Annotated in this window: 13 protein-coding genes; 7 read left to right on the top strand and 6 right to left on the bottom strand. The window is 65.2% G+C overall.

Features of this window, described 5'->3' with window-relative positions:
* Window positions 1-49: 49 nt before the first annotated feature.
* The 5 genes from ACM42_RS12355 to ACM42_RS12335 all read right to left on the bottom strand — a co-directional run bounded on the left by ACM42_RS12355 (window position 50) and on the right by ACM42_RS12335 (window position 3,778).
* Window positions 50-376 (bottom strand): NIPSNAP family protein, encoded by a 327-nt coding sequence (locus tag ACM42_RS12355; RefSeq protein ID WP_271528177.1) that lies wholly within the window; start codon window positions 374-376, stop codon window positions 50-52.
* A gap of 82 nt (window positions 377-458) precedes the next feature.
* Entirely contained in the window at window positions 459-2,090 is a 1,632-nt protein-coding gene (locus ACM42_RS12350) for a CTP synthase (protein ID WP_271528176.1), read from the bottom strand.
* A gap of 166 nt (window positions 2,091-2,256) precedes the next feature.
* Window positions 2,257-2,640, bottom strand: coding sequence for a preprotein translocase subunit SecG (gene secG / locus ACM42_RS12345; RefSeq protein ID WP_197966412.1), 384 nt, complete (start codon window positions 2,638-2,640; stop codon window positions 2,257-2,259).
* Window positions 2,641-2,787: 147 nt separating this feature from the next.
* Window positions 2,788-3,546 carry a triose-phosphate isomerase gene (gene tpiA / locus ACM42_RS12340; protein WP_271528175.1) on the bottom strand — a complete coding sequence of 253 codons (759 nt, stop codon included), beginning with the start codon at window positions 3,544-3,546 and terminating at the stop codon, window positions 2,788-2,790.
* 34 nt (window positions 3,547-3,580) lie between these two features.
* Complete coding sequence (locus ACM42_RS12335; protein ID WP_271528174.1) at window positions 3,581-3,778, bottom strand: hypothetical protein; 198 nt, start codon at window positions 3,776-3,778, stop codon at window positions 3,581-3,583.
* Window positions 3,779-3,822: 44 nt separating this feature from the next.
* Between ACM42_RS12335 and ACM42_RS12330 the strand changes: the two genes are divergently transcribed.
* The 5 genes from ACM42_RS12330 to ACM42_RS12310 all read left to right on the top strand — a co-directional run bounded on the left by ACM42_RS12330 (window position 3,823) and on the right by ACM42_RS12310 (window position 11,017).
* A complete protein-coding gene (locus ACM42_RS12330; RefSeq protein ID WP_271528173.1) occupies window positions 3,823-5,721 on the top strand; it encodes a SurA N-terminal domain-containing protein in 1,899 nt (632 codons plus the stop codon).
* A 14-nt stretch (window positions 5,722-5,735) separates the two neighbouring features.
* On the top strand, window positions 5,736-6,749 hold the full coding sequence (trpD, locus tag ACM42_RS12325; RefSeq protein ID WP_271528172.1) for an anthranilate phosphoribosyltransferase: 1,014 nt from the start codon (window positions 5,736-5,738) through the stop codon (window positions 6,747-6,749).
* Window positions 6,750-6,756: 7 nt separating this feature from the next.
* The gene (gene trpC / locus ACM42_RS12320; RefSeq protein WP_271528171.1) at window positions 6,757-7,578 is read left to right on the top strand and encodes an indole-3-glycerol phosphate synthase TrpC; all 822 of its coding nucleotides are present in this window, start codon (window positions 6,757-6,759) and stop codon (window positions 7,576-7,578) included.
* A gap of 1 nt (window position 7,579) precedes the next feature.
* Complete coding sequence (gene moaC / locus ACM42_RS12315) at window positions 7,580-8,113, top strand: cyclic pyranopterin monophosphate synthase MoaC (RefSeq protein WP_271528170.1); 534 nt, start codon at window positions 7,580-7,582, stop codon at window positions 8,111-8,113.
* A gap of 171 nt (window positions 8,114-8,284) precedes the next feature.
* The gene (locus ACM42_RS12310; RefSeq protein WP_271528169.1) at window positions 8,285-11,017 is read left to right on the top strand and encodes a bifunctional diguanylate cyclase/phosphodiesterase; all 2,733 of its coding nucleotides are present in this window, start codon (window positions 8,285-8,287) and stop codon (window positions 11,015-11,017) included.
* Between the two features lie 104 nt (window positions 11,018-11,121).
* On the opposite strand, the gene ACM42_RS12305 is transcribed toward ACM42_RS12310, so the two are convergent.
* Window positions 11,122-12,459 carry a S41 family peptidase gene (locus ACM42_RS12305; RefSeq protein ID WP_271528168.1) on the bottom strand — a complete coding sequence of 446 codons (1,338 nt, stop codon included), beginning with the start codon at window positions 12,457-12,459 and terminating at the stop codon, window positions 11,122-11,124.
* Between the two features lie 305 nt (window positions 12,460-12,764).
* Between ACM42_RS12305 and ACM42_RS12300 the strand changes: the two genes are divergently transcribed.
* On the top strand, window positions 12,765-13,898 hold the full coding sequence (locus tag ACM42_RS12300; protein WP_271528167.1) for an alpha-hydroxy acid oxidase: 1,134 nt from the start codon (window positions 12,765-12,767) through the stop codon (window positions 13,896-13,898).
* A 29-nt stretch (window positions 13,899-13,927) separates the two neighbouring features.
* On the top strand, window positions 13,928-14,551 hold the full coding sequence (locus tag ACM42_RS12295; RefSeq protein WP_271528166.1) for an HAD-IA family hydrolase: 624 nt from the start codon (window positions 13,928-13,930) through the stop codon (window positions 14,549-14,551).
* Window positions 14,552-14,630 lie beyond the last annotated feature (79 nt).

The following is a 14,630-nucleotide window of genomic DNA, read 5'->3' as shown; positions in this document are numbered from 1 at the left end:
CGTTCGAATATCAGGGTTGCGCCAGGGTTCCCCGCTGCGGCAGGGATGGCTACTTCACCGCCGAGAAAGCGGTGGGCGCCAGGATTTGGCTGACGATGTTGCCGACGATCTGGCCGTCCGCTTCCGACTTGGCGCGCGCCTCAAGCCAGTCCGGATCGGTCATGAACGCGCCCCACTTCTTCTCGCGCTCGGCGAGCGACTCCCAGGCCAGGAAATAGGTCAGCTCCTGGTTGGATTCACCGATCAGCGTCGTAAAGAAGCCGGCCTGCTTGATGCCGTGCTTCTCCCAGATCTTCAGCGTGACCGTGTCAAAGCGCTTCAACAGCGCCGGCAGACGGCCGGGCACGCAGCGATACTGACGCATTTCGTAGATCATCGGAGCTCACTCCCTGCATTGTTGTTCTTGCGGCAGGGAGTTGTCGCAACGAACGGCGCGATCGTCAAAGGCCCAGAGCGCGCTACACCAGCCGGCTCTGCTTCGCCGCCGCCTCGATAAACGAGGCGAACAGCGGATGCGGCTCGAATGGCCGCGACTTCAGCTCGGGGTGAAACTGGACGCCGATGAACCAGGGGTGGTCCTCGTACTCGACGATTTCAGGCAGCACGCCGTCGGGCGAGAGCCCCGAGAACTTCAAGCCGTGCTGTTCGAGCCGATCCTTGTAGGCGGTGTTGACCTCGTAGCGATGGCGGTGACGCTCGGAGATTTCGGTCGCGCCGCCATAGACCCGCGAGACCCGGCTGCCGCGGTTCAGAGTCGCGGGATAGGCGCCCAACCGCATCGTGCCGCCGAGATCGCCGGCCTGCGAGCGCTTCTCGAGCTCGTTGCCGCGCAGCCATTCCGTCATCAGGCCGACCAGAGGCTCCCTGGTGGGGCCGAACTCGGTGGAGTTGGCGTCCTCGATGCCGACGAGGTTTCGCGCCGCCTCGATCACCGCCATCTGCATGCCGAAGCAGATGCCGAAATACGGCACGTCGCGCTCGCGCGCGAACTGTGCCGCCTTGATCTTTCCTTCCGCGCCGCGCTGGCCGAAGCCGCCCGGCACCAGGATGCCGTTGACGTGCTCGAGGAACGGCGCCGGATCCTCCTTCTCGAAGATCTCGCTCTCGATCCAGTCGAGATTGACTTTCACCTTGTTGGCGATGCCGCCATGCGAGAGCGCCTCGATCAGCGACTTATACGCATCCTTCATGCCGGTGTACTTGCCGACGATGGCGATGGTGACGTTGCCTTCGGGGTTGCGGATGCGCTCGTTGATCTCTTGCCAGCTGCGCAGCTCCGGCGGAATACGCGAGGCGATGCCGAAGGCGGCGAGCACCTCGTCGTCGAGCCCCGCGTCGTGATAGGCCTCGGGCACGGCGTAGATGTTGTCGACGTCGCGCGCCTCGATCACGGCGCTTTCGCGCACGTTGCAGAAAAGCCCGAGCTTGCGTCGCTCTTCCTTCGGGATCTCGCGGTCGGTGCGGCAGAGCAGGATGTCCGGCTGGATGCCGATCGAGCGCAGTTCCTTCACCGAGTGCTGCGTCGGCTTGGTCTTCAGCTCGCCGGCGCTCGGGATATAGGGCAGCAGCGTGAGATGGATGTAAACGGCGTGATCGCGCGGCAGCTCGTTCTTCAGCTGGCGGATCGCCTCGAAGAACGGCAGCCCCTCGATGTCGCCGACGGTGCCGCCGATCTCGACCAGCACGAAATCGTAATCGTCATTGCCGTCGAGGACGAATTCCTTGATGGCGTTGGTGACGTGCGGAACCACCTGGATGGTCGCGCCGAGATAGTCGCCACGGCGCTCCTTGGAGATGATGTCCTGGTAGATGCGCCCCGTCGTGATGTTGTCGGCCTTGGTCGCCGGCCGCCCGGTGAAGCGCTCGTAGTGACCGAGATCGAGATCGGTCTCCGCGCCGTCGTCGGTCACGAACACTTCGCCGTGCTGGTACGGCGACATCGTTCCGGGATCGAGGTTGAGATAGGGGTCGAGCTTGCGGAGGCGGACCTTGTAGCCCCGGGCCTGCAACAGGGCACCGAGTGCCGCCGAAGCCAAACCCTTGCCGAGCGAAGAAACCACGCCGCCGGTGATGAATATGTACCGCGCCATGGGACTTAACCTCTAATCCCCTAAATTCGATTCGCCAAAGCGATTCGTATTCCGCCCCAAAGATTTTGCGGGCCTGTGGGTGAGCCAGAACTAAGAGTGGTGACAGTGCCTTGATGGGGATTGTTGATGCAGGACGGTAGCAGCCGGCCTGCATGGCCCCCCTGCTTTATTGCGAGCGCGGCACCTGCGGGCCCGATGGCGCCTGGTTCTGCTGCTCGTCGGCCTTCTTCAGCGAATCCAGGATGCCACCCGAGGTCGGCGGCGCGATCGGCGACCCGCCGGCCGGCTGGGTCTGTGACGCAGGCGTGCCAATGATGGATGACGGCTTGCGGTCGTAGCCGGCGTACCAGGACAGGAACAGGCTTGTGAGGAAGAATCCGACGGCCAGGATCGCAGTGGTCCGCGTCAGAAGATTCGCAGTGCCGCGGCTCGACATGAAGCCGGCGCCTCCGCCCATGCCGAGCCCGCCGCCTTCCGACTTCTGGAGCAGGACGGTGCCGATCATGACGGCAACGATCATGAGGTGGATGACGATGACAACGGTCTGCATAGTATCCTTCACAAGCGGACGGCGCCTGACGGCGGCCGATCGCGCTTCGCGGGTTTTCCTGAAGTTGCGCGGTGTTACACGATCGGGAGGGGTATTGCCACCCCCGATCGGATCCGAACCAACGGCTTGAACGAGGTCGGGCAGCGCTTAGTTAGGACAGCCTTTGGCGATGGCAAGGAAATCGGCCGCTTTCAGGCTGGCGCCGCCGACCAGCGCGCCGTCGACGTTTTTCACCGCCATCAGCTCGGCCGCGTTGGACGGCTTGACCGATCCGCCGTAGAGGATGCGCATTCTGGCACCTTCGTCTTTGAACCGGGAGATCAGGAGTTCCCGGATAAAGCCATGAATCTGCTCGACATCCCTGGCCGTGGGCGTCAGCCCGGTGCCGATCGCCCAGACCGGCTCGTAGGCCACGACCAGATTGGCCGCGGTGGAGCCGTCCGGCAGCGAGCCGTCGAGCTGGCCACGCAGGACGTCCAGGGTCTGCCCGGCATCGCGCTGGCCTTGCGTCTCGCCGATACAGACGATCGCCGTCGCCCCGGCGCGCCAGGCGGCTTCGGCCTTCTGGCGGACCAGAGCATCGCCCTCGCCGTGGTCGGCGCGGCGCTCGGAATGGCCGACGATGATGGCGGTTGCGCCCGCATCCACCAGCATTTCGGCGGCGACATCGCCGGTATGGGCGCCGGAGGCCTTGGGATGGCAGTCCTGGGCTCCCACCGCGACCTTCTTGCCCCGCGCCTTGTCGGCGAAGGCGGCGACCAGGGTCGCCGGCGGGCAAACCAGCAGGTCGGCCTTGCCGGCTACGTCTGCCGCACCGTTGAGCATGGCGTCGAATTCGGCAGCCTGGGCCTTCAGGCCATTCATTTTCCAGTTGCCGGCAATCAGCGGTCGGATGGCGTCGGTCATGTCAAGGTCCAGCAAAATGAGGTTTGTGGATGCGCTAGCAGAGCTGTCGCGGCAGTTCCAGATTCTTGTTTTGACGCGTTTTCGTGAAGCGAACCGGGTCCACTTCGCTGGAAAACGCTTTGGGGCCTTTAACCGCAGTCTCGAGGGGCCGCGTGAGGCGAGGTTGCGGGGGGAAAGCCGCCACTTTATGATGATTGATCAATTTGGTGACGCGCTTTTGCGGAATCTGCATTAAGACGCGCTCCGTTCCCCTCCTGACCAAACAAGTTGGACCAAATGCTTCGAGGAATGCGCAAGGCCTCATCAAACTGGCTCGGCAAGACGATAATGGCCATTGTGATGGGCGTGTTGATCGTCAGTTTCGGCATTTGGGGTATCGCCGACATCTTCAAAGGCTTTGGACAGTCCACGGTGGCCAAGGTCGGCAGCACGGAGATTTCGGTCAACGAGTTCCGTCAGATCTACACCGACCGCCTGCAGCAGATCAGCCGCCAGTTCGGCCGGCCGTTGACGCCCGACCAGGCCCGCGCCTTCGGCCTCGATCGCCAGGTGCTCCAGCAGACCATCGCGGAAGCCGCCCTCGACGAAGAGGCGCGCCGGCTCGGGCTCGGCCAAACCGACGACCAGATCCGCCAGGTCATCATGAACGACCCCAACTTCAAAGGCGTCGGCGGCAATTTCGATGCGAACCGCTTCCAGGCCGTGATCCGCAATTTCGGCTATACCGAGCAGCGCTACGTCGCCGAGCAGCGCAAGGTGTCGCTGCGCCGCCAGATCACTGGCACGATCGGCGCTGGCATCGAGCCGCCGAAGACCATGATCGACGTGCTGACGCGCTACCAGAACGAACAGCGCGCCATTGAATTCGTCAGGCTCGACGCAGCTCAAGCCGGCCAGATCGACGCGCCCTCTCCCGAAGCCCTCGCCACCTATTTCGAGGATCACAAGGTCCAGTTCCGCGCGCCCGAATACCGCAAGATCGCCTTCGTCGTGATCTCGCCGGAAGACATCGGCAAATGGACCGAGGTCTCCGACGAGGACGCGAAGAAGGTGTTCGAGCAGCGCAAGGACCGGCTCGGCACCCCGGAGAAGCGCCAGATCCACCAGATCGTATTCCCGAATGCGGCCGAGGCGCAGGCCGCGCGCGAACGGCTCGCCGGCGGGATGTCGTTCGAGGATCTCGGCAAGGAGCGCGGGCTGAGTGCCTCCGACGTCGACCTTGGCCTCGTGACCAAGTCTTCGCTCGATCCCGCGGTCGGCGATGCCGCCTTCGCGCTTCCCGTCGGTGAGATCAGCCAGCCGATCCAGGGCGCTCTCGGCACCTCCATCGTCAGGGTCGACAAGATCGAGCCGGGCAAAGAGGCGGACTACGCGAGCCTCGCCGGCGACATCAAGCGCGAGATCGCGACCGAGCGCGCGCGCGTCAAGGTCGCCGATCTCCGCGACAAGATGGAAGACGAGCGTGGCGGCGGCTCCAGCGTGATCGACGCGGCGCAGAAGCTCGGCCTCACCGCCGTGACCATCGACGCCGTCGACCGTTCCGGCCGCGCCCCGAACGGCCAGCCGGTCGCCAATATCCCGCAGGGTCTCGACGTGGTGTCGCAGGCCTTCAATACCGACGTCGGCGTCGACAACGACGCAATCTCGTTCAAGGGCGGCTATGTCTGGTACGACGTGCTCGCCATCACGCCCTCGCACGACCGCAATCTCGACGAGGTCCGCGACCAGGTCGAGGCGCGCTGGCGCCAGGACCAGATCGCGGCCAGGTTGAAGGCCAAGGCGACGGAGATGGTGCAGAAGCTCGAAGCAGGCGGCAAGCTCACTGACGAGGCCGCCGCGGTCGGCGCCAAGGTCGAGACCGCCACCGGCTTCAAGCGCGACGACTCGCCCGCCGGCGTGCCCGCCACCGTCGTGTCGGCCGCCTTCCGCACCGCCAAGGACGGCGTCGGACAGACGGCCGTGAGCGGCGGCAGCGAGGTCATCGTCTTCCGCGTCACCGACATCGTCGATCCCGCGGTCGATTTCGCCTCCGACGCGGTCAAGAAGCTGAAGGAGAGCCTCGACCGGGCCCTGACCGAGGAGCAGGTTGCCTCCTACGTCAACAAGCTCGAGACCGACATCGGGACCACCATCAATCAGGCCGCCTTCGCGCAGGTGACCGGCGCGAACCAGTGAGTTGAAAGCACGCGATGGACGACCTGAAATCGATCATTGGAAAAGTGGCGACCGGCGCCAGCCTGTCGCGTGACGAAGCCGCTTCCGCCTTCGACGCCATGATGTCGGGCGAGGCTACGCCCTCGCAGATGGGCGGCCTGTTGATGGCGCTCCGCGTGCGCGGTGAGACCGTGGACGAGATCACTGGCGCCGTTTCCGCGATGCGCTCCAAGATGCTGACCGTGACGGCGCCGCCCGAAGCCGTCGACATCGTCGGCACCGGCGGCGACGGATCCGGCTCGGTCAACGTCTCGACCTGCGCCTCCTTCATCGTCTCGGGCGCCGGCGTGCCCGTGGCCAAGCACGGCAACCGCGCGCTGTCGTCGCGCTCGGGCGCCGCCGACGTGCTGGCCTCGCTCGGGGTGAAGATCGATCTGAAGCCGGAGCAGGTCGGGCGCTGCGTGCGCGAATGCGGCATCGGCTTCATGTTCGCCCCCGCCCACCATCCCGCGATGAAGAACGTCGGCCCGACCCGGGTCGAGCTTGCGACGCGCACGATCTTCAACCTGCTCGGCCCCCTGTCCAATCCGGCCGGCGTGAAGCGGCAGATGGTCGGCGTGTTCTCCCGGCAATGGGTGCAGCCGCTGGCGCAGGTGCTGAAGAACCTCGGCTCGGAATCCGCCTGGGTCGTGCACGGCTCCGATGGCCTCGACGAGATCACCCTCACCGGCCCGACCTTCGTCTCCGCGCTCCACAATGGCGAGATCCGGAATTTCGAGGTGACGCCCGAGGAGGCCGGACTGTCGCGTTGCGAGGCCGGCGCGCTCAGGGGCGGTGACGCCGATGCCAATGCGATCGCTCTGCAAAGCGTGCTCGACGGCAAGCCGAGCCCCTATCGCGACGTGGCGCTGATCAACGCCGCCGCCGCGCTGGTCGTGGCCGGCCGCGCCAAGGACCTCAAGGAGGGCGTCGTGATCGGCGCCCGCTCAATCGACAGCGGCGCGGCCAACGCGAAGCTGAAGCACCTGGTCGCAGTCTCCAACAGCTGAATTGCGCATGTCCGACATCCTGACCAAGATCGAGACCTATAAGCGCGAGGAGATCGCGGCAGCGAAGCGGACGCGTCCGCTCTCCGCCGTGGAGGCGCAAGCCAGGGCCGCGTCCGCGCCGCGTGGTTTCGTGCGCGCGATCAAGAGCAAGCTTGCCCATGGCGACTATGCGCTGATCGCCGAGATCAAGAAGGCCTCGCCCTCCAAGGGCCTCATCCGCGCCGATTTCGACCCGCCTGCACTCGCAAGAGCCTATGAGGCGGGCGGCGCGGCCTGTCTGTCGGTGCTGACGGATACGCCCTCGTTCCAGGGCCATCTCGACTTCCTGGTGGCGGCGCGCGCGGCAACGTCCCTGCCGGTGCTGCGCAAGGATTTCATGTTCGACACCTATCAGGTGGTCGAGGCGCGCGCGCACGGCGCCGACTGCATCCTGATCATCATGGCGGCGCTCGATGATGCCGCCGCGAGGGATATCGAAGACGCCGCCATCGCCTATGGCATGGACGTGCTGATCGAGATCCATGACCGCGCCGAGCTCGAGCGGGCGCTGAAGCTGCGGTCGCCGATGATCGGCGTCAACAACCGCAACCTGCGCACCTTCGAGACCACGCTTGCGACCAGCGAGGCGCTGGCGCCGTTGATCCCTCAGGACCGACTGATGGTCGGCGAAAGCGGTATCTTCACGCCAGAAGATCTCGCCCGGCTCGAGCGCGTCGGCATAACGACGTTCCTCGTCGGTGAAAGCCTGATGCGGCAGGCCGACGTCACTGCGGCGACGCGCGCGCTGCTCGCGCGCAACACGAATGCGCGCGCGACGGGCACGCGCTGATATGGCGCGCAAGCCAGCCAGGACGGATCCAGCCAGGACGAAGCCGGCCAAATCCAAGGCCGGCCCCGCCCTCACCCATATCGGCGCCTCCGGCGAGGCGCGGATGGTCGACGTCTCGGACAAGCCCGCGACCGAGCGGCTTGCTGTCGCGGAAGGCCGCGTCGTGATGACCAGGGCGACGCTCGACCTGATCGTGTCGGGCAATGCCAAGAAAGGCGACGTGCTTGGCACCGCGCGCATCGCCGGCATCATGGCCGCCAAGCGCACATCGGAGCTGATCCCGCTCTGCCATCCGCTCGCGCTGTCGAAAGTGACGGTCGACATCGAGCCTGACGTGACGTTGCCGGGCTGCCTCGTTCGGGCCAGCGTGAAGGTGACGGGCCCGACAGGCGTCGAGATGGAGGCCCTCACGGCCGTCTCGGTCGCCTGCCTCACCATCTACGACATGATCAAGGCGGTCGAGCGCGGCGTGCGGATCGAAGGCATCCACCTGGTCGAGAAGCTCGGCGGCAAGTCCGGCCACTACCGCGCCTGAAACCGCTTGCTTCGGCCCCCCTCGCGCGGCGCACATCGATTGCTTTTGTGCGCGGCCTTTCACGTTGCGTTAACCGCGCTTGCTAACTTTGCCTCCACACCGTTCCCGTAAACCAACGGGTGTTTCCAGGGCCAAGAATTGATCCTGAGGTGTGCCCGGCAATGATCCAGCATGATGACGAAATTCGGCAGTCGCTTCTTTGACCAGGCCTTCGTGCGCGGCGGACCGATCCGCTGGCTGGTGGTGGGCGGCACGCTGCTGATCGCGGCCATCGCCATAGGCTCGGTCCTGATGGCGCAGAATTTCCGCGAGCGAGCGCTGCGCAACTCCGGCCGCGAGCTGGAAAACACCGTGCTGCTGCTCGCTCACCATTTCGATCAGCAATTGCAGGATTTCGCGGTCATCCAGAAGGATTTCGTCGACCACGTCCGCTCGAGCGGAATCATGACCGGGGAAGATTATCGCAAGCGTCTCTCGGGCGAGGACGTCCACCAGATGCTGCGGTCGAAGATCGAGGCGCTGCCCTACATCGGAGGCGTCAACGTCATCGATGCCGAAGGCAATCTGATCAACACGACGAGGGCATGGCCGGCTCCAAAAGTAAACGTTGCCGATCGCGCCTATTTCCGCACCTTCAAGTACGATCCCCATTCGCCGGATGTCCTGATCGAGCCGCTTCATAGCCGCATCTCCGGCGCATGGACCATCCTGGTGGCCCGGAGGATCGTCGGGCCACGTGGCGAGTTCCTCGGTGTCGTCGGACGCGGAATCGAGCCCGCCAACTTTGAAAAATTCTTTGCCTCCGTCGTGCTCGGCGAAGGTGCAACAATCTCGATGCTGCATCGCGACGGCACGCTGCTCGCCCGTTATCCCCATTCCAGCGAATTGATGGGACACAATTTCAAGACCGGTTCGTTCGCGAACCAGAGGATTTTCGGCCTCGATCACTTCGCGGGCCGTTTCACGAGTCCCGTCGACGGCGAGGACCGGCTGATCTCCGCGCGCGCCCTGCCGCACTTCCCGATCCTGATGATGGCCAGCACGACGCGCGCGGCGGCCCTGGCTGACTGGCGCGAGCAGATCGGCATCCTGATCTCGGTCGCCGCCTCTTCCGCGCTCGCCATCGCAGGCGTGCTGATTGCGATCGTGCGCAAGCTGCTGGAGCAGCACCGCCTTTCGCGCGAACGGCTGACTCTGGAGAAGCAGCGGCTCGACCGCGCCGTCAACAACATGACGCAGGGCCTCTTGCTGTTCGACGCCGAGCAGCGGCTCGTGGTCTGCAACCAGCGCTACATCGAGATGTATGGATTGTCGGCCGAGGTCGTGAAGCCCGGCTCCAGCTTCCACGACATCATCGCCCATCGCAGGGCAACCGGCTCGTTCACCGGCGACGTCGACGCTTACGTCGCGCTCGTGCTGAAGGACATCCATGTCCGCAATTCCATGGTGGTCGATACTTCCGACGGCCGCTCGATCCACATCCTCAACGAACCGCTCGCGGATGGCGGCTGGGTCGCGACCCATGAGGACATCACGGAGCGCCGTCGCATCGAGGAGCGCATCACCCACCTCGCCCATTACGACGCGCTGACGGACCTGCCCAACCGCGCCATGTTCCACGAGCATCTGCGCGAAGCGCTGGCCGCGGTCCGCGACGGCGAACAGATCGCGGTGCATTACATCGACATCGACGAGTTCAAGGGCGTCAACGACGCGCTCGGCCATCTCGTCGGCGACGAGCTGTTGAAATCGGTAGCCGCGAGCCTCCAGCGCTGTGCAGGCCCGGCGGACTTCGTGGCGCGGCTCGGCGGCGACGAATTCGCCATCGTACAGAGCGCGGTGACGTCGCTGGATCAGGTCGACGAGCTCGTCGCGCGGGTCTTCGAGGCCATCCGCACGCCGTTCGACTGCATGGGCCATCATCTTACCACCGATGCCAGCATCGGCATTGCGCTTGCGCCGAAACACGGAACGGTGCTGGACCAGATCCTCAAGAATGCGGACATGGCGATGTACGCGGCGAAGTCCGCCGGACGCCGTACCTACCGCTTCTTCGAGCCGGACATGGACGCCAGGGTCCGCGAGCGCCGCCGGCTCGAGAGCGACCTGCGCCACGCCATCGCCCAAGGGAGTCTCGAAGGCGGGCTCGAGGTCTATTACCAGCCCTGCCTTGGCCTGAAGGACGACCGCATCACCGGCTGCGAGGCATTGGTGCGCTGGCGCCATCCCGAGCGCGGCATGGTCTCGCCTGCCGAGTTCATCCCGATCGCCGAAGACACCGGCCTGATCAACGAGATCGGCGAATGGGTGCTCGCGACCGCCTGCCGGGACGCGGCCACCTGGCCCGACGACATCCGTCTCGCTGTCAACGTCTCGCCGGTGCAGTTCAAGAGCGGCACGCTGGCGCTGAAGATCATGGCGGCGCTCGCTGCGTCGAACCTGCCGGCGAGCCGGCTCGAGCTCGAGATCACCGAAGCAGTTCTGATCCGCGACGACGATGCCGCGCTCGCGATCCTGCACCAGCTCCGTGCCATCGGCGTCCGCATCGCGCTCGACGATTTCGGCACCGGCTACTCATCCCTGAGCTATCTGCACCGTTTCCCCTTCGACAAGATCAAGATCGACCGCTGCTTCGTCGACGACATCGCCCGCCCCGACGGCTCCGCCAGCATCGTTCAGGCCGTCGTCAACCTGGCGGCCTCCCGCCGCATGACCACCACAGCCGAGGGCGTCGAGACCGAGGAGCAGCGGCGCCTGCTGCGCACGCTCGGCTGCTCCGAGATGCAGGGTTATCTGTTCAGCGCCGCGAAGCCGGCCGACAAGATGCTGGAGCTGTTCGCGCTGCATCGCAGCCGGCTTGCCCGGCGCGAAGGCAGTGAGGGCCGCCGCCGCGAGGCCGGTTAGGCCTTCCGCCGCGATGGAGGGATGACTCCGAGAGCGTCCCGAAAGACATTCGCCCGGAAGTGGTCATCCACTCCCGGGCGATCCGCATCTGGAGGTCGTCAGATTTAGTTCGGAACCGCAGCCTTCGACGCGGGCTTCGAAGCGACGGCATTCGCGGTCACGCCGTGGAGGAAGTCATAGGCCGCATGCAGGGCCTTGTCGTCCTTCTCTTCCGGCGGGACGTAGGATTGCGATCCGGTCTGCTCGGTGCCGTCGGCGGCTTGCAGATGGCCGCGCATCTGGGATTCCGCCATGGTGTCCATCCGGCCCTTCAGCTCGGGCGGCACGTCCTGCAGGATCTCGATGTCGGGCGCGATGCCCTGGGCCTGGATCGAGCGGCCCGACGGCGTGTAGTAGCGCGCCGTGGTCAGCGCCAGCGCGCCGTTGCCGGAGCCGAGCGGAATGATGGTCTGCACCGAGCCCTTGCCGAACGAGCGCGTGCCGATCAGCGTCGCGCGCTTGTGGTCGTGCAGCGCGCCGGCCACGATCTCCGAGGCCGAGGCCGATCCGCCATTGATCAGGACCACGAGCGGCTTGCCCTTGGTGAGATCGCCGCCATGCGCGGTGAAACGCTGAGTCTCTTCCGGATTGCGGCCGCGGGTCGAGACGACCTCGCCCCGCTGCAGGAAGGCGCTCGACACCGACACGGCCTGATCGAGCAGTCCGCCCGGATTGTTGCGCAGATCCATCACGTAGCCTGCCAGCTTCTCCGCCGGGACCTGCCTGGAGATCGACGCGATCGCCTTCTTCAAACCGTCGGTGGTCTGCTCGTTGAAAGAGGTGACGCGGATATAGCCGATGTCGCCGTTCTCGACGCGGAAGCGCACCGGGCGCACATGGATGATTTCGCGCGTGATCGAAACGTCGAGCGGCGCGTCCGCGCCCTTGCGCACGATGGTGAGCTTGGTCTTGGTATCGACCGGGCCCTTCATCTTGTTGACGGCCTGCTCGAGCGTCATGCCCTGCACCGCCTCGCCGTCGATCTTGCTGATGAGGTCGCCGGACATGATGCCGGCCTTCGAGGCCGGCGTGTCGTCGATCGGCGAGACCACCTTGACGAGGCCATCCTCCATGGTGACCTCGATGCCGAGCCCGCCGAACTCGCCGGAGGTGGTCTCCTGCATCTCGGTCCAGGCCTTGGCGTTCATGTAGCGCGAGTGCGGATCGAGCGAGGTCACCATGCCGGTGATCGCGCCCTCGATCAGCTTGGCGTTGTCGGGCTTCTCGACATAGCTGGCCTTGACCCGCTCGAACACCGCGCCGAACAAATTGAGCTGGGAATAGGCATCGTCCGCGCTCGCTGCTGCCCGCGCCGCCCATACTCCGCTATGTGGGCCGGCTACCAGAAGAGTCAGACACGCTCCGGTGAGCGCGCCGAGGGGGAACAGCAGGGTTTTCCGCATGGATGACGTAGCCTTTTGCTTGGCGGTTCTCTTCGGGTTGGGAGCGCCATGCAAATGGCGATCCAGCCCACTTCTCACAATACCATTCCGGTTTCTTCAAGGCCGGGATGCCACGCTGGCGGGTATACCGAAGAAATCCCTTCGCCTTGGACTAAACTTTTGGCAACGTTCCGAAACTGTTTCGCGCAAAGCGGGAAACCGGTCGGGCCGCCCATGCCTCGCAGCTATGCGATTTTAGGATGGTTTTCGAGGGCCGGACGCGATAGGCGATGACGATAAGACTTCAAATTCTCGGGAGGACGACAATGAACGAAGCGCCCCGCATCCGGCCTGAAAGGAACGTCGAGCTCGGCGCCAGCAACGAGACGTTCCAGAACCTCCACGAGTTCATCCGGAAAGCGCGCGCCAACCTGAACCAGAACGCCTGGGACTACATCGTCGGCGCGGCCGAGACCGAGACCACGATGCGCCGCAACCGCATGGCGCTGGACGAGATCGCCTTCCGCCCGCGCGTGCTGCGCGATGTCCGCAAGGTCGACGGAGGGGTCGATCAATTCGGCCGCAGGATGCGCCTGCCGGTGGTGCTCGCCCCGGTCGGCGCCCTCGAGATCTTCGATCCGGATGGCGCGGCAAGCGTGGCACGCGCCGCCGGCACTTTCGGTGCGGCGCACATGCTGAGCTCGGTGTCCGAGCCAGGACTGGAGAAGACCGCCGAAGCCGCGCCCGACGCGCTGCGCCTCTATCAGCTTTATGTCCGCGGCGACGATGCCTTCGTCGCCGATGTCGTCAGCCGGGCCGAGAAGAGCGCCTATGCCGCCTTCTGCCTGACCGTCGACACCGCCCATTACAGCCGTCGTGAACGCGACATCGCCAAGCGCTACGTTCGCGAGAGCCGCCTGCGCGCCACCGGCGGCGATTTCCAGAAGGGTCTGGAGTGGCGGACAGTGAAGATGATCAAGGACAAGTTCAAAATACCGCTGATCCTCAAGGGCATTGCCACGGCAGAGGACGCGCTGATCGCGCTGGATCACGGCGTCGAGTGGATTTACGTCTCCAACCATGGCGGCCGCCAGCTCGACCACGGCCGCGGCGCCATGCATGTGCTGCCCGAGATTGTCGATGCCGTGAAGGGCCGCGCCAAGATCATGGTCGACGGCGGCTTCGGCCGCGGCACCGATATCGTCAAGGCGATCGCGGCGGGCGCGGACCTCGTCGGCATCGGCCGGCTGCAATGCTGGGCGCTGGCGGCGGCGGGCGAAGCCGGTGTCACCCGGATGCTGGAGCTGCTCGAGGACGAGGTGCTGCGCTGCCTTGGCCTCCTGGGCGCCACCTCATTCGCCGAGGTCGACAAATCTTGCCTGCATCCGGCGACCGCCACCAACGCGCCCAGCGTGTTCAGCGCATTCCCGCTGTTCGACCACGAGCCCTATCGCTACTGACTTGCCGATACTGAAGTGAAAAGGACGCAATGACATCGCTCTCTCCCGGCAGCGCGGATGCGCTTCTGTTCGACCTCGGGCGCGTGGTGCTCGATATCGACTTCTCCAAGGCGATCACCTGCTGGGCGGGACATGCCGGCTGCCAGCCCGAGGCCATCGTCGCGCGCTATGTGCGCGACGAGGCCTACCGGCTGCACGAGATGGGCAAGATCAGCGACGAGGACTATTTCGCCTCGCTGCGTGCTTCACTCGGAATCGGCATCTCGGACGCGCAGTTCCTGGAAGGCTGGAATGCGATCTTCGCCGGGGAGATGCCCGACATCGCCGAGCTGTTGCCGCGCGCGGCGAAGCAGATGCCGCTCTACGCGTTCTCCAACACCAATCGGCCGCACGTGGACTATTTCTCGAAGGAATATGCCGGCGTGCTCGGCCATTTCCGCGAGCTGTATCTGTCGTCCAGCATCGGCCTGCGCAAACCGGACGCGGAGGCGTTCGACCACGTCGTCGCCGCGATCGGCGTGCCGGCGGAGCGCATCGTATTCTTCGATGACCTCGCCGAGAACATCGAGGGCGCGCGGGCTGTCGGCTTGAACGCCGTGCACGTGACGTCGCCCGGCGACGTCGGGAACGCATTGAGGGCGCTTGGCATCTGAATTGGGCTGCGACGACCGGTAGCTTGGGGGCGCGACCGAGGCTTGTCCTAGACCCGCTCCCGCATTGTCGGAGTTCGTC

This window comes from Bradyrhizobium sp. CCBAU 25338 (assembly GCF_028128965.1).
Taxonomy (GTDB): Bacteria; Pseudomonadota; Alphaproteobacteria; order Rhizobiales; family Xanthobacteraceae; genus Bradyrhizobium; species Bradyrhizobium liaoningense.
The sequence above is the reverse complement of the archived record's forward strand: the minus strand, read 5'-3'. Positions and strand labels throughout refer to the sequence as shown.